15 protein-coding genes are annotated in these 18767 nt (G+C 61.4%); 9 read left to right on the forward strand and 6 right to left on the reverse strand.

Translation table 11 applies throughout. The features are described from left to right. Positions 1-33: 33 nt before the first annotated feature. Positions 34-1539, forward strand: coding sequence for an acetyl-CoA hydrolase/transferase family protein (locus ACP7CJ_RS04455; protein WP_426099383.1), 1506 nt, complete (start codon positions 34-36; stop codon positions 1537-1539). 52 nt (positions 1540-1591) lie between these two features. On the opposite strand, the gene ACP7CJ_RS04460 is transcribed toward ACP7CJ_RS04455, so the two are convergent. From ACP7CJ_RS04460 to ACP7CJ_RS04470, 3 genes are all read right to left on the reverse strand, one after another. Further along, a complete protein-coding gene (locus tag ACP7CJ_RS04460) occupies positions 1592-3331 on the reverse strand; it encodes a dipeptidase (RefSeq protein WP_426099382.1) in 1740 nt (579 codons plus the stop codon). 258 nt (positions 3332-3589) lie between these two features. After that, a complete protein-coding gene (locus ACP7CJ_RS04465; protein ID WP_426099381.1) occupies positions 3590-5329 on the reverse strand; it encodes a dipeptidase in 1740 nt (579 codons plus the stop codon). 214 nt (positions 5330-5543) lie between these two features. Further along, complete coding sequence (locus ACP7CJ_RS04470) at positions 5544-6170, reverse strand: alanyl-tRNA editing protein (RefSeq protein WP_426099380.1); 627 nt, start codon at positions 6168-6170, stop codon at positions 5544-5546. Positions 6171-6259: 89 nt separating this feature from the next. Between ACP7CJ_RS04470 and ACP7CJ_RS04475 the strand changes: the two genes are divergently transcribed. Further along, on the forward strand, positions 6260-7192 hold the full coding sequence (locus tag ACP7CJ_RS04475) for a LysR family transcriptional regulator (RefSeq protein WP_276197275.1): 933 nt from the start codon (positions 6260-6262) through the stop codon (positions 7190-7192). Positions 7193-7304: 112 nt separating this feature from the next. Here the strand turns inward: ACP7CJ_RS04475 and ACP7CJ_RS04480 are convergent, their stop codons facing one another. Next, the gene (locus ACP7CJ_RS04480; RefSeq protein WP_276197276.1) at positions 7305-7712 is read right to left on the reverse strand and encodes a PA2817 family protein; all 408 of its coding nucleotides are present in this window, start codon (positions 7710-7712) and stop codon (positions 7305-7307) included. Positions 7713-7786: 74 nt separating this feature from the next. After that, entirely contained in the window at positions 7787-10234 is a 2448-nt protein-coding gene (locus tag ACP7CJ_RS04485; RefSeq protein ID WP_426099724.1) for an acyl-CoA dehydrogenase, read from the reverse strand. A gap of 205 nt (positions 10235-10439) precedes the next feature. Between ACP7CJ_RS04485 and ACP7CJ_RS04490 the strand changes: the two genes are divergently transcribed. From ACP7CJ_RS04490 to ACP7CJ_RS04505, 4 genes are all read left to right on the forward strand, one after another. Further along, complete coding sequence (locus ACP7CJ_RS04490) at positions 10440-11099, forward strand: transglutaminase-like domain-containing protein (protein WP_128192615.1); 660 nt, start codon at positions 10440-10442, stop codon at positions 11097-11099. Between the two features lie 56 nt (positions 11100-11155). Then, positions 11156-11773 carry a glutathione S-transferase family protein gene (locus tag ACP7CJ_RS04495; protein WP_426099379.1) on the forward strand — a complete coding sequence of 206 codons (618 nt, stop codon included), beginning with the start codon at positions 11156-11158 and terminating at the stop codon, positions 11771-11773. Positions 11774-11907: 134 nt separating this feature from the next. Further along, positions 11908-12840 carry an ABC transporter ATP-binding protein gene (locus tag ACP7CJ_RS04500; RefSeq protein ID WP_247402100.1) on the forward strand — a complete coding sequence of 311 codons (933 nt, stop codon included), beginning with the start codon at positions 11908-11910 and terminating at the stop codon, positions 12838-12840. Beyond that, positions 12837-13616: an ABC transporter permease gene (locus ACP7CJ_RS04505; RefSeq protein ID WP_276197279.1), complete on the forward strand. Its 780-nt coding sequence runs from the start codon at positions 12837-12839 to the stop codon at positions 13614-13616. The genes ACP7CJ_RS04500 and ACP7CJ_RS04505 overlap by 4 nt, the downstream gene beginning before the upstream one ends. Before the next feature lie 132 nt (positions 13617-13748). On the opposite strand, the gene ACP7CJ_RS04510 is transcribed toward ACP7CJ_RS04505, so the two are convergent. Further along, positions 13749-14291, reverse strand: a complete 543-nt coding sequence (locus ACP7CJ_RS04510; RefSeq protein WP_426099378.1) for a TetR/AcrR family transcriptional regulator — start codon at positions 14289-14291, stop codon at positions 13749-13751. Positions 14292-14382: 91 nt separating this feature from the next. Here ACP7CJ_RS04510 and ACP7CJ_RS04515 point away from each other — a divergent pair, with 91 nt between their 5' ends. The 3 genes from ACP7CJ_RS04515 (at position 14383) to ACP7CJ_RS04525 (ending at position 18765) form a co-directional block, all read left to right on the forward strand. Further along, entirely contained in the window at positions 14383-15576 is a 1194-nt protein-coding gene (locus tag ACP7CJ_RS04515) for an MFS transporter (RefSeq protein WP_426099377.1), read from the forward strand. A gap of 107 nt (positions 15577-15683) precedes the next feature. Continuing rightward, complete coding sequence (locus tag ACP7CJ_RS04520) at positions 15684-16832, forward strand: TDT family transporter (protein WP_276197282.1); 1149 nt, start codon at positions 15684-15686, stop codon at positions 16830-16832. A 58-nt stretch (positions 16833-16890) separates the two neighbouring features. Further along, positions 16891-18765, forward strand: a complete 1875-nt coding sequence (locus ACP7CJ_RS04525; RefSeq protein ID WP_426099376.1) for an MFS transporter — start codon at positions 16891-16893, stop codon at positions 18763-18765. Positions 18766-18767: the final 2 nt, after the last annotated feature.

Consider the following 18767-nt stretch of genomic DNA (forward strand, 5'->3'; position numbering starts at 1 on the left):
GTTTTTGTGCCTAACTTTTTTGAGGTTCACCCCATGCATCACCAGCGCATCCGCCTGGATTCCTTGCACGAAAAAATCATGAGCGCGGCGCAGGCCGCCGCGTTCATTCAAGACGGCATGACCGTGGGCATGAGTGGTTTCGGTGGCGCAGGGGACGCCAAGGCCGTGCCACTGGCGCTCATCGAGCGGGCCCGGGAGCATCCGCTCAAGATCAACCTGATCACCGGCGCGAGCCTCGGGCGTGGCCTGGACGGGCAGATGGCCGAGGCCGGGCTGCTGGCGCGGCGCATGCCGTTTCAAGGCGACCCGGTGCTGCGCAAGGCGATCAACGAAGGCCGCGTGGTGTTTATCGACCAGCACCTGAGCGAAGTGGTCGAACAACTGCGTGACGGCAGCCTGCCCAATCCGGATATTGCGGTGATTGAAGCGGTGGCGATCACCGAACAGGGCCATATCGTGCCGACGTCTTCGGTTGGCAATTCGGCCAGTTTCGCCCAGACGGCGCGGCAGGTCATCGTTGAGCTGAACCTGGCCAGCAGCCCTTATTTTGAAGGGATGCACGATATTTATCAGCCCCACGGGCGCCCTGGCCGGGGGCCGATTCCGGTCATCAGCGCGGATGATCGCATCGGCACCCAGGCCATCGCGATTGACCCTGCCAAGATCGTCGCCATCGTGCTGTGCAATACGCCGGAATCTGCGATTCCCATGCTGCCGCCCGATCATGAGACCCAGGCGATTGCCGATCATCTGGTGGCTTTTTTCGAGCAGGAAGTGGAACACAAACGCTTGGGCAGAAGCCTGGCGCCGCTGCAAGTCGGCGTCGGCTCCATTGCCAACGCCGTCATGTGCGGGCTGATCGATGCGCCGTTCACCGACCTGGTGCAGTACTCGGAGGTGCTGCAGGATTCGACCTTTGAATTGCTCGACGCGGGCAAGCTGAAGTTCGCCTCCGGCTGTTCGATTACCCTGTCCGGCCCCTGTGGCCAGCGGGTGTTCGGCAACCTGGAGAAATACGCCGACCGCCTGGTGTTACGGCCACAGGAAATCTCCAATCACCCGGAAGTGATTCGACGGTTAGGCGTGATTGCCATCAACACCGCGCTGGAGTTCGACCTGTACGGGAACGTCAACTCCACCCACGTTTGCGGTACACAGATCATGAATGGCATCGGTGGCTCGGGAGACTTCGCCCGTAACGCGCTGCTGTCGATTTTCGTGACCAAGTCGATCGCCAAGGACGGTGCGATTTCCCGCGTGGTGCCGATGGTCAGCCATGTCGACCACACCGAGCATGACGTCGATATCCTGGTGACGGAACAAGGGCTGGCGGACCTGCGTGGCCTGGCGCCGAAAGAACGGGCCGAGTTGATCATCAACCACTGCGTGCACCCCGACTATCGCGAGGCGTTGCGCAGCTACTTCAAGGCCGCGTGCGCCAAGGGTGGGCATACGCCGCATGTGTTGAGCAAGGCCTTGAGTTGGCACATCAATCTGCAGGAAACCGGTTCGATGCAGGCGGCCGCCGTCGGCGTCTAGGCTGGGTTTGCGCTTGAAACAAGCCCGCCATTGCGGCGGGCTCCTGCCGCACTCAGAGCTTCGCTAGCTGACCGACCCGCGCCATCATTTCGGTGACGATCTGCAGGTCCAGGAGAAACTGCTCGACCGTCTTGAACTCATGGTGGGTGTGGCCGGTGTACTTACCCTCGAGTCTGGCCAGGCCGAACTGCACGCCGTTGGGCAGGTCATGCACCGAGGTTGCGCCAGCAGAGGCGCCGAACTTGCGTTCCATGCCGAGGTTTTCACTGGCCACGTCCAACATAGCCTTAAGCCATTCACCCTTAGGGTCACGGTGCATCGGTTCGGTGACCAAGTAGTCGAAGGCCACCGCAACGCCGCTTTGCTCACTCCAGGCAGCCAGCTTGTCTGCCATTTCGGCTTTGAGTGCGTCTGCAGACTTGCCCTTCGGTAGACGCAGATTGACCGTCAGCGTGAAGGTATTTTCGTCCATCCCGATAAAGGTCAGTGACGTGGTCAGCGGCCCCATGAACGCATCGGAAAAGCCGATGCCCAGTGGCCCTCCCAGGTAATCCAGGCCCCAGTTGTCGGCGGCGTAACGTGCGGCGTCGGTAATGTGGTTGTACTTGAGCGGGATTTTTCCGTCCAGGCTATGGATGAAGCCCAGCAGCCTGGCGACGGGGTTTACAGCCGATTCGGGTTCGGAAGAGTGTGCGGACACGCCGGTAACGGTGAGTTTGACGTTCCTGCCGACGACCTCGGCGGTCACGTCGAAGTTGCCACCCTTGCGCCTGGCATAGTCGCTACCGGCCTTTTGCAGGCTGGCGGCCAATTCAGCGGGGTGCTCAGCCACCAGCATGGCGACCGACGTCAGCGGAATCTGATTCGCTGCAAGGCCTCCGGTCATCGAGATGATTTCGGCGCCCTTGCCCTGTGCATCGCGCCGGGCAAAGGTTGCCGTGATGGTGCCATAGCCTTTCTCGGCAATCACCACCGGATAACCGCCATCCAGTGCCACGTTGTAGTGGGGCGTTGGGTTGCGTTCGCGGTAGTAGGCGATCGCATCGCCAGCGATTTCCTCGGTGGTATCGACCAGCAGCTTGAAGTTTCTGGCCAGCGGTAGCTGCTCCTCCTGGATGACCTTCATTGCGTAGAGCGCCACCACGATGCCGTTCTTGTCATCCTCGGTGCCGCGGCCATACAAGCGGTTGCCGACCTGGGTGACTGTGAACGGGTCGAGTCGGGTGCCGTCTTCCAGCACCCAGTTCTGCGGGTTGGCAGGCACCACGTCGGCATGCGCGTGAATGCCCACCACTTCATCGCCAACGCCGTTGAGGGTGATCTCATACACGCGGTTGTCGATGTTGCGAAAGGCCAGGTTGAATGACTCGGCCAGGCCCTTGAGCGTGTTGCCGAGCTTGATGAATTCGGGATTGTCGTGCTGGGCAACGCCTTCGACCCGGAAGGTCGGGATGGCCACCAGTTCGCGCAGGGTTTCGATGGCGGCGTCGCCGTACTTCAAGCGGGTATAGAGGCCGAGCAGGCGATAAATCTGGTTTTTCTGCTCGATGGAAAGGTCATCGTTGTCCAGAAAACCGCTGATTGCCGGGCCGAGTTCTCTGCTCATGGGCTGGCGGATCACGCGTAGCTGTCTCAGGAATTCACGGAAGTCCGTGACCGATGAATCACTGAAACTCGCGAGGATGGCCGAGCTCTGCGGCGGGGAAATAGTGGCATGCGTGGGCAGGGCGAATGTTGCGAGGCTGGTGACTACCAGCGCGGCGGTGAGCAGGCGGGTAAGTGATGGGTTCATTATTGTCACACTCCTATCTTCGTAGGCGGTTGGTGATTGCCCGTCGAAGCTAACACTGCGAGGTAGGGGGAGATGTGTTCAGAAGTAGGCTCTATCGCCAATAAACGCGGAGGCTGTGCAGAATCCGATGTTTCCTACGCATGCCTTCCCATGCCTTCCCATGCAAAAACGCCGCTCGGTCGTGAGCGGCGTTTTTGTGGGTGTCGGGCCAGGCGATCAGCGTGATGGGCCCGCCATTGCGGCGGGCTCCTGTCGCACTCAGAGCGTCGGTAGCTGACCGACTCGGCCCATCATTTCGGTGACGATCTGCAGGTCCAGGAGGAACTGCTCGACCGTCTTGAACTCATTGTCGGTGTGCCCGGTGTACTTCACTTCCGGGCGTGCCAGGCCGAATTGCACGCCGTTGGGCAGTTCATGCACGGAGGTGGCGCCGGCCGAACTGCCGAACGCGTGTTTCATGCCCAGGTTTTCCGTAGACACCGCCAACAAGGCCTTGACCCACTCACCTTCCGGGTTGCGGTACATCGGTTCGGCGACCGAGTAGGTGAAGTTCACGTTGACCTTGGTTTTCTTGTCCCAGGCGCTGAGCTTGTCGGCAATTTGCGCTTTGAGTTTCTCCGGCGATTTACCCTTGGGTACGCGCAGGTTCACCGCCAGCTTGAAGGTCTTGTCATCCAGGTCGACGAACGTCAGCGAGGTGGTCAGCGGCCCCATGAAGTCATCGGCGAAGCCCACGCCCAATTTGCCGCCCAGGTAATCCAGGCCCCAGTTGTCGGCGGCATAACGCGCCGCGTCGGTGATGTGGTTGTGCTTGAGGGCGATCTTGCCGTCGACGCTGTGGATCAGCTCCAGCATGCGTGCGACCGGGTTCACGCCGGACTCAGGTTCGGACGAGTGCGCGGAGACCCCGGTGACCGTCAACTGCACCTCTTTGCCGACCACCTTGGCGCTCACCTGGAAGTCAGCGCCATTGCGCTGGGCATATTGCGCACCGGCCTCTTGCAGGCTGGCCGCCAACTCGGCGGGTGTGTCGCTGAGCAACGTGGCGACCGACGCCGAGGGAATCTGGTTGGTCGCTTTGCCGCCGGTCATGGCGATGATTTCCGCGCCTTTGCCTTCACCTTTGCGGCGCGGGAAAGTGGCCATGACCGTGCCGTAGCCTTTTTCGGCAATGACCACCGGGTAGCCGCCATCCAGCGCCAGGTTGTACGGCGGCGTCGGGTTGCGTTCGAAGTAATAGGGGATCGCGTCGCCGGAAGTTTCCTCAGTGGTGTCCACCAGCAGCTTGAAGGTGCGCGCCAGCGGCAGCTTCTCTTCCTTGATCACCTTCATGGCGTACATCGCCACCACGATGCCATTTTTGTCGTCTTCAGTCCCACGGCCATACATGCGGTCGCCGATCAGCGTGACCTTGAACGGATCGAGCCGGGTGCCGTCTTTCAATACCCAGTTTTCCGGCGTCACCGGCACCACATCCGCATGCGCGTGGATGCCTACCACTTCATCGCCGCTGCCTTCCAGGGAGATTTCGTACACGCGGTTGTCGATGTTACGGAACTTCAGGTTGAAGTCTTTCGCCAGGCCCTGGAGCTTGTCGGCGATCTTGAGGAATTGCGGGTTTTTGTACTGCGGCAAGCCGTCGACGTTGAACGTCGGAATTTCCACCAGCTCGCGCAGGGTCTCCGTAGCGGCCTTGGCGTATTTCACCCGTGCATAAATGCCCAGCAGGCGATTGATTTCGTTCTGTTGCTCGGCGCTCAGGGGTTTGTGCTCGAGAAAGGCGCTGATCGCCGGGCCCACATCGCTGGTTTTACCCCGCTCGCCCTGGGCCAGGGTGCCGAGGAAACTGTTGAAGTCAGTGACCGAGGTTTCGCTGAAGCCCTTGAGAATCGCCGTGCTCTGCTGTGGGGTGATGTTGGCGAAAGCGGGGCTGACGAAGGTCGAGAGGCTCGCGGCGAACACGCTGGCGGCAGCCAATTGCTTGAGTGGAAAGTACATGGCGGGACGCATTCCTTTGCTGGTAGTGAGTAGGAAGTTTCTGATCATTAAGTCAGAAATATTTCCACACACTACCATCACCTTGCTTGAGAGTGGCAGACGTTGGTGTAGGAAATTTCTTAGTCAAGCTGCCCAGTTGGTGAGAACCGTCCACATGGGTTTTTGGTGGGTTTTCAATGGTGTTCAGGTCAGGGTTAGCCGGGGCGAGCGCGGTTTAATCCAGGCTATAACGCACCGACAGCGTGCCCTTTTTCTCCGACAGGGCCAGGATCGTCACCTGGCCCAATTCGCCTAACGCCTGCACATGCGTGCCGCCACAGGCATACGCGGGCAATTCACCGAAGCCGACTTCGCGGGTGCGGTCTTCCAGGCGCATCTGGCGCGGGTAGTCGGCGGCGATCCATTGGTTGATCTGCTGTTGAATCGCGTCGGCGTCCATGGCGTGTGCGCTTTCGCTGCGGATAAAGGTGATCTTGCCTTCGCCCGGCCAGTGGTGGGCCTTGATCGGCATCCAGCCCAAGGCCTCGCCGGCGTTGCCGATCAAATGCCCGGCGGAATGCAGGCGGGTGTGCAAGGCGCGGCGCTGTGCATCGACTCGTGCGTTGATCGGGCCCGGTGCTACGGGTTGGTCGAGGTAATGCACCACGCGCTCCGCCTCTTGGGTGACCCGCAGCACCCGGCTGTCGCCCAGCCAGCCGGTGTCGAATGGCTGGCCGCCGCCCTGGGGGTGGAAAATCGTCGACTGCAGCGTGACCGCAAACTGCTCTTCGTGGGCGGTGCAGCTCAGCACTTCAAGCTCGGCGGTCAGGTGGTCGTGGGTGAAAAACAGGCGCTCGGTCATCGTCTACATCCGCATCAAGGTTCTGCGGGCAGTATAAATAGTGCGCCGATGGGTGATAATCCGTTCAATTATCAATGGACCTGTGCGTGATGAGCATCAATCTTCCTTTGCCGCTGCTGGGTGAAATGGCGATTTTCGTCAGAGTGGTGGAAGCTGGCAGTTTTTCCGCCGCGGCGCGACAACTGAGCGTTTCGCCGTCGGCGGTGAGCCGCAGCATCTCGCGTCTCGAACAGGCGTTGGCCACGCGCCTGCTGCAACGCACCACGCGCAAACTGCGTTTGAGCGAGGGCGGCGAAGAGGTGTTCAAGCGCTGCCAGGAGATGGTCAACGCGGCGCGTTCGGTGATGGAAGTCAGCGGTCAGTTCACCCACGAGGCCGAGGGCCTGGTACGGGTCAGCGTGCCCAAGGCGGTGGGGCGGTTCGTGGTGCATCCGCATATGCCGGCGTTTCTGCGGCGCTATCCCAAGGTCGATGTGCAACTGATCCTTGAGGATCGGCAGGTGGACCTGATCGATGACAATGTCGACCTGAGCATCCGGATTACCGACAGCCCGCCGCCGGGCCTGGTGGGGCGGCAATTACTGCCCATCGAACACGTGGTGTGTGCGACGCCGCAGTACCTGGCCGAGCATGGCACACCGAGTCACCCCCATGACTTGCTCGCGCACAGCTGCATCTACCTGGGCGAAACCCCGGGGGACTCGCGCTGGAAGTTTCGCCGGGCGGGCAAGGCAGTCACCGTGGCCGTGCGTGGGCGTTATGCAGCGAACCACACCGGCGTGCGCCTGGATGCGGTGTTGCAGCATGTGGGGATTGGCAGCTTGCCGTATTTCACGGCGCGGCATGCGTTGGATGAGGGGCGCTTGGTGCAGGTGTTGCCCGAGTGGGATTTTATCGCGTCCTACCATGGCGAGGCCTGGTTGCTGCATTCGCCGACGCGTTACCTGCCGCCGAAGGTGCGGGTGTTCATTGATTATCTGGTGGCGTGCATGGCCACGGAGCCGACGTTGCGCCGACGGTAGTGTGGGAGGGGCTTGCCCCCGATAGCGGTGGATCAGTCATGCATGTATTGGCTGACACACCGCCATCGGGAGCAAGCCCCCTCCCACATTGGGTTCTGCAGCGTCTGAATGATCAGTGCTTGCTCTGGTCCTGAGGCATGGCCAGCAGCTGCTTTTCCTGGTTCCAGTCGAACGGTTCGTCGTTCTGTTCGGCTTCAAAGCGCCGCTCTTCCAGGGCCTGGTACAGGTCCAGTTCGTCGTCGGGCATGAAGTGCAGGCAGTCGCCGCCGAAGAACCACAGCAGGTCGCGCGGCACCAGGTGGGCGATTTGCGGGTAGCGCAGGATGACCTGGCTCATCATGTCCTGGCCCAGGTACTGGCTCTCGATCGGATCGATCGGCAGCAGGGCGCGCAGTTCATCGAAACGTTCCAGGAACAGCAGGTGGCTTTCCTCGGGCACCTGTTCGGCTTCGCCGACGGCAACCAGGATGCTGCGCAGGTGGTCGAGCAAGACGAGATGATCGGCAACGACGTTGGACACGAGATAAGTCCTCAAAGCAAAAACGGGCGCGAGAGTATATAGCCCAAGCGCCCGTAATTATATGGCCTAGGGGATCAGCGGACTTTACCCTCGGCCTGGGTCAGCGCTTCTTTGCTGAAATCATCCACGTCGATCACCTTGCGCCTTGCCGCTTCGGCCTCACGCAGGCTTTGCGCTTCGGCAGGTTGCAGCACGCCTGCGTGCAGGGCGGCGTCGATCGCATGTTCGCCGGCAGCCGGTTTGACCTGGCCGCTTTTGAGGGCAGCGTGCAGTTTTTTCTGCAGCGGATGGCTGGCGCCGAGCAAGTCGTAGGCATGTTGCAGGGCGCCCACCGGGTCTTCCACCGCTTGCGGGCGGTAGCAGCCGGCGAGCATTTCTTCCAGGGTCGGGTCGCCTTTGGCGCGGCCCATAACGGCGGCCACTTCGGCATCCAGCGCATCGGACGGCCCGGTATGGCGACGCCCGAACGGGAACACGATGACCCGCAGCAAGCAGCCGAGCAGCTTGTTCGGGAAGTTGCTGAGCAGTTCATCCAGCGCGCGTTCCGATTCTCCCAGGCTTTCTTCCATGGCCCAGGCGAACAACGGTTCCAGGTGATCCGGCGAATCCAGGTCGTGATAACGCTTGAGCGCCGCCGATGCCAGGTACATATGGCTCAGCACATCGCCCAGGCGTGCCGACAGGCGTTCGCGGCGTTTCAACTCGCCGCCGAGCAGCATCATGCTCAGGTCGGCGAGCAGGGCGAACGCGGCAGCCTGGCGGTTCAGCGCGCGGAAGTAAGCCTGGCTCAAGCGGTTGCCCGGGGCTTTTTCGAAGCGGCCGACACCCAGGTTGAGCACCAGGGTGCTGGCGGCGTTGCTCACGGCAAAACCGATGTGCTGCATCAGCAGGCTGTCGAATTCCTTGAGCGCCTGGTCGTGGTCTTCGCGACTGGCCAGGGCCATTTCCTTGAGCACGAAGGGGTGGCAACGGATCGCACCCTGGCCAAAGATCATCAGGTTGCGCGAGAGGATATTCGCGCCCTCCACGGTGATGAAAATCGGCGCGCCTTGCCAGCTACGGCCCAGGTAGTTGTTCGGGCCCATGATGATGCCCTTGCCGCCGTGGACATCCATGGCGTGGCTGATGCACTCGCGGCCGCGCTCGGTCAGGTGGTATTTGAGGATCGCCGACAGCACCGACGGCTTTTCGCCGAGGTCGACGGCGTTGGCCGTGAGCATGCGCGCGCTGTCCATCAGCCAGGCGTTGCCGCCGATGCGGGCGAGGGCTTCCTGGATACCTTCGAAGGCCGCCAGCGGGACGTTGAACTGCTCACGCACCTGGGCGTATTGGCCGGTCACCAGGCTGGTGAACTTGGCCGCGCCGGTGCCGACCGCCGGCAGGGAAATCGAGCGGCCGACCGATAGGCAGTTCATCAACATCATCCAGCCCTTGCCGAGCATGTCCTGGCCACCGATCAGGTAGTCCAGGGGGATGAACACGTCTTTGCCGGAGTTGGGCCCGTTCATGAACGCGGCGCCCAGCGGCAGGTGGCGACGGCCGATGTGGACGCCGGGGGTGTCGGTGGGGATCAGCGCGAGGCTGATGCCCAGGTCTTCTTCTTCGCCCAGCAAGTGGTCCGGGTCATGCGCCTTGAATGCCAGGCCGAGCAGGGTCGCGACCGGGCCCAGGGTGATGTAGCGTTTTTCCCAGTTTAGGCGCAGGCCGAGGGTTTCCTTGCCTTGCCATTCACCTTTGCAGATCACTCCGGTGTCGGGCATGGCGCCGGCGTCGGAGCCGGCCAGTGGGCCAGTCAGGGCGAAGCACGGAATATCGTCGCCACGCGCCAGGCGCGGCAGGTAGTGGTTGCGTTGTTCATCGGTGCCGTAATGCAGCAGCAGCTCGGCGGGGCCGAGGGAGTTGGGGACCATCACGGTGGACGCCAGGTCACCGCTGCGCGTCGCGAGTTTCATCGCCACTTGGGAGTGGGCATAGGCGGAGAAGCCCTTGCCGCCATACTCCTTGGGAATGATCAGCGCGAAGAAACCGTGGGTCTTGATGTGTTCCCAGGCGGCGGGCGGCAGGTCCATGGCCTGGCCGATTTCCCAGTCGCTGACCATCGCGCACAGTTCTTCGGTAGGACCGTCGATAAACGCCTGTTCTTCTTCGGTCAAACGTACCTTGGGGTAGGCCAGCAACGTGTCCCAATCGGGGCGGCCGCTGAACAGCTCGCCGTCCCACCAGACGGTGCCAGCGTCGATGGCATCGCGCTCGGTCTCGGACATTGGTGGCAAAACCTTCTGAAACCAGCTGAACAGCGGTTTGGTGAAGTATTGGCGGCGCAGGTCGGGCAGCAGCAGGGGCGCGGCCACGATCGCAATCAACACCCAGAAGATCAGCAGCAGCCAACCCGGTGCGTGGCTCCACGCGCCCATCGCCAGCAGGTAAACGGCGACCACGCCCAGGGCGGGCAGGGGCGCGGTGCGCCGGTGTGCCAAATAGGCAATGCCGACCACCAGAACCAATATCCACAACAACAACAACATATTCAATCCTCCATGAAACCAGGGGCGAAACCACCAAAGAGCTTAGTCGGCATCCGAGAAAGCGCGGTGATCAGGGTGTGACGCGTTGCACTGGGAGCGCCTTGGGATCACCGATCACCAGGCGCTGGCATTTGGCCGAATCGTCGTTATCTCTGTGGCAGACCTGTCGTTAGACTTAAGGCTTCCCCCGGAGATCAAACGCATGGAAACCTACCTGAATCCCAGCCGCTTCATCGATAGTGACCACCCAGCGGTGGTGGAGTTCGCCGAAAAACATCGCGGTTCCAGCGCGGATTCAGGTGACCAGGCAGTCAGTCTTTATTACGCCGTGCGTGAGGCGGTGCGCTACAACCCCTACACCTTCAGCCGCGACCCCAACACCCTGAACGCCAGCTTCGCCCTGGCTGCCGGCCAGAGCTACTGCGTGCCCAAGGCCACCTTGCTCGCTGCGTGTGCGCGGCACTGCGGCATTGCGGCGCGCATCGGTTTGGCGGATGTGCGCAATCACCTGTCGACGCCGCGCCTGATCGCATTGCTCAAAAGCGATGTGTTCGCCATGCACGGTTATACCGAGCTGTACCTGAACGGTCGCTGGGTCAAAGCCACGCCGGCGTTCAACCAGCAATTGTGCGAACTGTTCGATGTGCCGCCGCTGGCGTTCGATGGGATCAACGACAGTGTGTTCCACGCGTTCAATCGCCAGGGCAAGCGCTCGATGGAGTACGTGGTGGACCATGGGCAATTTGCGGACGTGCCCGAAGATTTCTTCTTTGCCCACCTGGAGAAATGTTACCCGCACCTGTTTGGCGAGCAGATGCCGAGCGTGCTGGGCGATATGCAGGGCGATTTAAGCCGCCCATGAACCGGCGTATGCTGCTGCGTTCATCAAGCCATGTTCATCAACAATAAGGCGCGGTCATGCTGAAGATCTGGGGGCGTAAAAATTCATCGAACGTCAGGAAAGTCCTGTGGTGCGCCGAGGAACTCGGCCTGGACTATGAGGCCATCGATGCGGGCGGCGCTTTTGGTGTGGTCGACACGCCGCAATACCGTGCATTGAACCCCAATGGTCGGGTGCCGATGATCGAAGATGGTGACTTCGTGCTGTGGGAATCCAACACCATCGTGCGTTACCTCTGCGCCAAGCAGGCGTCGAACTGGTACCCGAGCGATGTAAAGGCGCGGGCCAGCGCCGAAAAATGGATGGATTGGACCACCTCGACCCTCGCCGAGCCGTTCAAGGCGGTGTTCTGGGGCATGGTGCGCACCCCGGCGGAAAAGCGTAATTGGGACACCATCAACGCCGGGCGCCAGGCCTGCATCGATGCGCTCGGCACGGTGGAGAAGGCGCTCGCCGCACAGCCCTACCTGTCGGGCGACGACATCGGCATGGGCGATATCCCCTTGGGCAGCTTTATTTACGCCTGGTTTGAAATGCCCATCGAACGGCCTGCCATGCCCCATCTAGAGGCCTGGTACCAGCGCCTGCAACAGCGGCCGGCCTACCGCAAAGCGGTGATGACCGCGTTGACCTGATACTGACTATTAATACAGGTGACTGTACTTGTGCGGCGCGGGCAAGCACCATGCTTGTCTTGCGCCGCCGTTGAACGACGTGCGGTGTAGCCTCATCTATTGTTTCTATTCCCTTCTTTGGTGCGTATTCCGATATGAGTTCCGCTCTGTCCATCCGGCAGCTAACCAAAACCTACGGCAACGGTTTCCAGGCCCTGAGTGGTATCGATCTGGACGTTGCCGAAGGTGATTTCTTCGCCTTGCTCGGCCCCAACGGCGCCGGCAAATCCACGACCATCGGCATTCTCTCGACCCTGGTCAACAAGACCAGCGGCACGGTGAATATCTTCGGGCATGACCTGGACAAATCCCCGGCGGCGCTCAAGCGTTGCATCGGTGTGGTGCCCCAGGAATTCAACTTCAACCAGTTCGAAAAGACCTTCGACATCATCGTGACGCAAGCCGGCTACTACGGCATCCCGGCGAAAATCGCCAAGGAACGCGCCGAGCAGTACCTGACCCAACTGGGCCTGTGGGACAAGCGCGACGTGCCTTCGCGTTCGCTCTCCGGCGGCATGAAGCGACGCTTGATGATCGCCCGCGCGCTGGTTCACGAACCGCGCCTGCTGATCCTCGATGAGCCGACCGCCGGGGTGGATATCGAACTGCGTCGCTCGATGTGGACTTTTCTCACCGAGCTGAATGAGAAAGGCATCACCATCATCCTCACCACCCACTACCTGGAAGAGGCTGAGCAGCTGTGCCGCAACATCGGCATCATCGACCACGGCACCATTGTCCAGAACACCAGCATGCGCAACCTGCTGGGCCAGTTGCATGTGGAAACCTTCCTGCTCGACCTGAAGAACGAACGGTCGGCGCCGCCGCAGTTGCTCGGCTATCCGTGCCGCCTGGTGGACAGCCGCACCCTGGAAGTCCAGGTGGATAAAGCCATGGGGATCACCGCGCTGTTCGGCCAGTTGGCCACACAGGACATCGAAGTGCTGAGCCTGCGTAACAAAACCAATCGCCTTGAGGAGTTGTTCGTGTCCCTGGTGGAAAAAAACCTGGCGAAGGTGGCGGTATGAGTTCTGAACTGCAACCCAACCTCATCGCGCTGCAAACCATCGTCTACCGCGAAGTGAAACGCTTTACCCGGATCTGGCCGCAGACCCTGCTGCCGCCGGCGATCACCATGGTCCTGTACTTCGTGATCTTCGGTAACCTGATCGGTCGGCAGATCGGTGATATGGGTGGTTTCACCTACATGGAGTACATCGTGCCGGGCCTGATCATGATGTCGGTGATCACCAACTCCTACGGCAACGTGGTCTCGAGTTTCTTCGGTAGCAAGTTCCAGCGCTCCATTGAAGAACTGATGGTCTCGCCGGTCTCGCCGCACACCATTCTGATCGGCTACACCCTGGGCGGCGTGCTGCGTGGCTTGATGGTCGGCGTGATCGTGACCTTGTTGTCGCTGTTCTTCACCCACCTGCAAGTGCATCACCTTGGTATTACGCTGGTGGTGGTGGTGCTGACGGCGACGATCTTCTCGTTGCTGGGTTTCATCAACGCGGTGTTTGCGCGCAACTTCGATGACATCTCGATCATCCCGACCTTCGTGCTGACGCCGCTGACCTACCTGGGCGGGGTGTTCTACTCCATCACCTTGCTGCCGCCGTTCTGGCAGACCGTATCGCTGGCCAACCCGGTGCTGCACATGGTCAATGCCTTCCGCTACGGCATCCTTGGGGTGTCGGATATCCGGATCAGCGTGGCGATCACCTTCATGGTCGTGGCCACGGCGGTGTTGTACATCGGTTGTACGCGGTTGCTGGTGAGCGGGCGCGGGATGCGCACGTAACGCCGGATTGCACGCGGAAAAAATGTGGGAGCGGGCTTGCTCGCGATAGCCATGGATCAGTCAGCGATACAGTGACTGACCTAGCGCAATCGCGAGCAAGCCCGCTCCCACATTGGGTCCTGAGTACCGCCTTTATCCCTGCAGCGCCAACTCGATCAGCGCGTGCAGCTCATCCACCGCAAGCGGTGCGGTGGAGAACAGAAGGCGAAACACCGTCGGCGCCGCCAGCAGGTTGACCAGGCGGTCCACGCTCGGCGGCGGCGTGGTGTTCGGGTAGCGCTCGACAATCGCTTGAAGCTGCCCGCTCAGGATGCTCACGCAATACCCCGGTGTCTGGCTGCATTGCACGTCGCGCATCATGTTGCGCCCCGGCTCCGAGCTCATCTCATCCAGGTATTGCTCGGCCCACGCCTGCAGGTCGCCGCGCAGGCTGCCGGTGTGGGCCGGCTCGCTGTCCGGGCGCATGCGCGCCAGGGCCACATCGGCGAGCAGCACGGAGAGGTCGCCCCAGCGGCGGTAGATGGTCGAAGGTGTGACACCCGCACGCGCCGCAATCATCGGCACAGTCACGCTGGAACGCTCATGAGCTTCCAGCAGTTCGCGTACCGCCGAATGGACGGATTCTTGTACCCGGGCACTACGACCCCCCGGGCGGAGGCCTTCTTTTATCGCCATGCGTGCGACCTTAACACAAAGAATTTGCTTTAAGCGGCGGCCAGTAGCACACTGCGCAAAAGCAAAATATTAGCTTTAGCGGAGCGTGCCCATGTCCAGCCTCACTGCTCATCGTTCCAGCCTGGTGTTCCTCGCGATCACTTTGCTGACGTTCCTGGCGGCGTCAAGCGCGCCGACGCCGTTGTATCACCTGTACCAGGAAGGCCTGCATTTTTCCTCGGGCATGCTCACGCTGATCTTCGGCGTTTACGCCTTGAGCTTGTTGGCGGCGCTGTTGACCGTGGGCTCGCTGTCGGATCACCTGGGGCGCAAGCCGGTGATTTTTGCCGCGCTGGTCCTGAATATGCTGGCGATGTTGCTGTTTATCAATGAGAGCGGCGTGGCCTGGCTGATCGCCGCGCGGACGCTGCAAGGTTTCGCCACCGGCATGGCCACTGCGGTATTGGGCGCGGCTTTGCTCGACACCGACCGCCAACAGGGACCGCTGGTCAATAGCGTTGCGCCCTTGCTGGGCATGGCCTGTGGCGCGATGGGCAGCAGCCTGCTGGTGGAATTCGCGCCGCTGCCCACCGAGTTGATCTACTCGACGCTGCTCGCGCTGATGCTCGGGCAGGCCGTGTATGTGTGGCGCCTGCCGGAGACCGTCAGCCGCATCCCCGGCGCGCTGGCGTCATTGCGTCCGACCCTGCACGTGCCGCCGCAAGCGCGCCGGGCGTTATGGCTGTCGTTACCGGTGGACGTGGCGGTGTGGGCCATGGGCGGCTTCTATCTGTCCCTGGCGCCGTCGCTGGTGCGGGCGGCGACCGGCTCGACCTCCAACCTGATCGGTGGCGGCTTGGTGGCGGTGCTGACCTTGAGCGGCGCGCTGATGATCTTCAGCCTGCGCAATCGCCCGGCCAATAAGGTCCTGCGGTTGGGCGCGAGCCTGCTGGCCGTTGGTGTGGCGCTGATCCTCGTGGCGGTTCACAGCGCCAGCCTGCCGCTGTTTTTCATCGCGACGTTGATCGCCGGCAGTGGTTTTGGCGCGGGCTTTCTCGGGGCCTTGCGCAGCGTGGTGCCGCTGGCCTTACCCCATGAGCGGGCGGGGTTGATGTCGGCATTTTACGTGCTGAGCTACCTGGCGTTCTGCCTGCCGTCTTTGCTGGCGGGCAATCTGATCCGCAGTTTTGGGCTCATCGCTACCACGGACGGCTACGGCGCCGTGCTGATCGTGCTGATCCTCGGCGCCCTGGCCGGGTTGCTACGCCAGGATGCATTGCGGGTCGGGTGCAAGGGCAGCGCCTGACGGTATATTGGTAAAATAGATAACAGTTAGAGATATTACCCGTTATATAGATATGTGCTCAGGTTCTACCATGGCCTCAACCTCATGCGAGGAAGAGGATTGCCATCATGACCTGCTCGACCACCCTGAACTACAAACCCTTCAGCCACCTGACCCGTCCGCGGGAAGTGATTCGCCAGTTCACCCCGAACTGGTTCGCCGCCACCATGGGCACCGGGGTGTTGGCGCTGGCGCTGGCGCAACTGCCGGTCAATCTGCCGGGGGTGTACGCCATCGCCGAAGCGTTGTGGCTGTTCACCATCGGCCTGTTCATCCTGTTCAGCGCCTTGTATGCGGCGCGCTGGGTAATGTTTTTCGACGAGGCGCGTCGGATCTTCGGGCACTCTACGGTGTCGATGTTCTTCGGCACCATTCCCATGGGCCTGGCCACCCTTATCAACGGTTTGCTGTTGTTCGGCCTGCCGCGCTGGGGCGCTGGCGTGGTGCCGCTGGCCGAAGCGCTATGGTGGTTGGACGTGGCGATGGCAGTGGCCTGCGGCGTGCTGATCCCGTTCATGATGTTCACGCGCCAGGAACACAGTATCGACCAGATGACCGCCGTCTGGCTGTTGCCGGTGGTCGCGGCCGAAGTCGCCGCCGCCAGCGGTGGCCTGTTGGCGCCGCACCTGGCGGATGCCCACGGGCAACTGGTGATGCTGGTGACCAGCTACGTGTTGTGGGCGTTTTCGCTGCCGGTGGCGTTCAGCATTCTGACCATCCTGATGCTGCGCATGGCCCTGCATAAGCTGCCCCACGCCAACATGGCGGCGTCGAGCTGGCTGGCGCTTGGCCCGATCGGCACCGGTGCCCTCGGTATGTTGCTGCTGGGCGGCGATGCGCCGGCGATCTTCGCTGCCAATGGCTTGCCCGCTGTCGGTGAAATCGCCAACGGCCTGGGCCTGATAGCCGGTATTACCCTGTGGGGCTTCGGTTTGTGGTGGATGCTGATCGCGGTGCTGATTACCCTGCGTTACTTGCGCGCCGGTATCCCGTTCAATTTGGGCTGGTGGGGCTTCACCTTTCCGTTGGGGGTCTACGCCCTGGCCACGTTGAAGCTGGCGAGCGTGTTGCACCTGGGGTTCTTCAGCGTATTTGGCGGTGTGCTGGTGCTGGCGTTGGCGCTGATGTGGCTGATCGTCGCCAAGCGCACGGTGCAGGGCGCCTATAAAGGTGAGCTTTTTGTTTCACCGTGTATTGCAGGATTAGGGAATAAGTAAGCGGGATTAGGTAAAGTCGTGGCCTCAAAAAAAACCAGGCCACGCAGGAACACGGACGATGAGCCACCCCTCACAATTCACCTTGCTGCGCACGCGGCGCTTTTTGCCGTTCTTCATTACCCAATTGCTGGGTGCCTTCAACGACAACATCTTCAAGCAATCGCTGATCCTGGCGATTCTCTACAAGTTGACCATCGACGGTGACCGCGCCATCTGGGTCAACCTGTGCGCCTTGTTGTTTATCCTGCCGTTCTTCCTGTTCTCGGCGCTGGCCGGGCAGTTTGGCGAGAAATTCAACAAGGACGCGTTGATCCGCGCGATCAAGGTCGGCGAGATCGTGATCATGGCCGTCGGCGCCACGGGCTTTTTGTTCAATCATCTGGAACTGATGCTGCTGGCGTTGTTTGCCATGGGCACCCACTCCGCGCTGTTCGGCCCGGTGAAGTACTCGATCATGCCCCAGGCCCTGCGCGAGGATGAGCTGGTGGGCGGCAACGGCCTGGTGGAAATGGGCACGTTCCTGGCGATCCTGGCCGGTACCATCGGCGCGGGGATCATGATGTCGTCCACCCATTACGCGCCCGTGGTGGCGGGGGCGATTGTCGGCGTGGCGGTGTTGGGCTACCTGGCCAGCCGCCGCATTCCGCGGGCCGCGGCGTCTACGCCACAACTGCAGCTGGACTGGAACATCTTCAGCCAGTCCTGGGCCACCCTGCGCCTGGGCCTGGGGCAGACCCCAGCGGTGTCGCGTTCGATTGTCGGCAACTCGTGGTTCTGGTTCGTCGGCGCGATCTACCTGACGCAGATCCCGGCCTACGCCAAGGAATGGTTGTACGGCGACGAAACCGTGGTGACCCTGATCCTCACAGTGTTCTCGGTGGGTATCGCGCTGGGTTCGATGCTCTGCGAAAAACTCTCCGGGCGTAAGGTGGAAATCGGCCTGGTGCCGTTCGGCTCCTTCGGCCTGACGGTGTTCGGCCTGCTGCTGTGGTGGCATTCCGGCGGTATGCCGCAGAACGTGCAGGCCAACGATTGGCTGGCGGTGCTCGGTTACGGCCAGGCCTGGTGGGTGTTGTTCGATATTCTGGGCCTGGGGGTGTTCGGCGGCTTCTATATCGTGCCGTTGTACGCGCTTATTCAGTCGCGCACCGCCGAGAACGAACGGGCGCGGGTGATCGCCGCCAACAATATTCTCAATGCGTTGTTCATGGTGGTCTCGGCGATTGTGTCGATCCTGCTGCTGAGCGTGGCCAAACTGTCGATCCCCGAGCTGTTCCTGGTGGTGTCGCTGCTCAACGTCGCGGTCAACACCTACATCTTCAAGATCGTCCCCGAGTTCACCATGCGCTTCATGATCTGGCTGCTCAGCCATTCCATGTACCGCGTCGAGCATCGCAACCTGGAGCTGATCCCGGACGAGGGCGCGGCCTTGCTGGTGTGCAACCACGTATCGTTCGTCGATGCGCTGTTGATTGGTGGCGCGGTGCGTCGGCCGATTCGCTTTGTCATGTACTACAAGATCTACCGCTTACCGGTGCTCAACTTTATCTTTCGCACCGCCGGGACGATTCCGATTGCCGGGCGCAATGAAGACATCCAGATCTACGAAAAAGCCTTCACACGGATTGCGCAGTACCTGAAGGACGGCGAGTTGGTGTGCATCTTCCCGGAAGGCAAGTTGACCGCCGATGGTGAGATGAACGAATTCCGTGGCGGCGTGACGCGCATCCTTGAGGAGACGCCGGTGCCGGTGATTCCGTTGGCGTTGCAGGGGTTGTGGGGGAGTTTTTTCAGCCGCGATCCTAACAAGGGCGTCTTTCATCGGATCTGGTCGCGGGTGGTGTTGGTGGCGGGTGAGCCTGTTCGGGTAGAGGAGGCGACACCTGCGCAGTTGCAGGCTGTGGTCGGTGTTTTGCGTGGGGATGTCAGGTAGTT

This window comes from Pseudomonas sp. PSPC3-2, assembly GCF_049897085.1.
Lineage (GTDB): Bacteria > Pseudomonadota > Gammaproteobacteria > Pseudomonadales > Pseudomonadaceae > Aquipseudomonas > Aquipseudomonas paraveronii.

Coding starts and splice junctions, on each gene's coding strand:
- ACP7CJ_RS04510 (WP_426099378.1), bottom strand. CDS start 14,291: ATGGCGATAAAAGAAGGCCTCCGCCCGGGGGGTCGTAGTGCCCGGGTA.
- ACP7CJ_RS04460 (WP_426099382.1), bottom strand. CDS start 3,331: ATGAACCCATCACTTACCCGCCTGCTCACCGCCGCGCTGGTAGTCACC.
- ACP7CJ_RS04455 (WP_426099383.1), top strand. CDS start 34: ATGCATCACCAGCGCATCCGCCTGGATTCCTTGCACGAAAAAATCATG.
- ACP7CJ_RS04475 (WP_276197275.1), top strand. CDS start 6,260: ATGAGCATCAATCTTCCTTTGCCGCTGCTGGGTGAAATGGCGATTTTC.
- ACP7CJ_RS04515 (WP_426099377.1), top strand. CDS start 14,383: ATGTCCAGCCTCACTGCTCATCGTTCCAGCCTGGTGTTCCTCGCGATC.
- ACP7CJ_RS04470 (WP_426099380.1), bottom strand. CDS start 6,170: ATGACCGAGCGCCTGTTTTTCACCCACGACCACCTGACCGCCGAGCTT.
- ACP7CJ_RS04495 (WP_426099379.1), top strand. CDS start 11,156: ATGCTGAAGATCTGGGGGCGTAAAAATTCATCGAACGTCAGGAAAGTC.
- ACP7CJ_RS04520 (WP_276197282.1), top strand. CDS start 15,684: ATGACCTGCTCGACCACCCTGAACTACAAACCCTTCAGCCACCTGACC.
- ACP7CJ_RS04525 (WP_426099376.1), top strand. CDS start 16,891: ATGAGCCACCCCTCACAATTCACCTTGCTGCGCACGCGGCGCTTTTTG.
- ACP7CJ_RS04505 (WP_276197279.1), top strand. CDS start 12,837: ATGAGTTCTGAACTGCAACCCAACCTCATCGCGCTGCAAACCATCGTC.
- ACP7CJ_RS04500 (WP_247402100.1), top strand. CDS start 11,908: ATGAGTTCCGCTCTGTCCATCCGGCAGCTAACCAAAACCTACGGCAAC.
- ACP7CJ_RS04490 (WP_128192615.1), top strand. CDS start 10,440: ATGGAAACCTACCTGAATCCCAGCCGCTTCATCGATAGTGACCACCCA.
- ACP7CJ_RS04465 (WP_426099381.1), bottom strand. CDS start 5,329: ATGTACTTTCCACTCAAGCAATTGGCTGCCGCCAGCGTGTTCGCCGCG.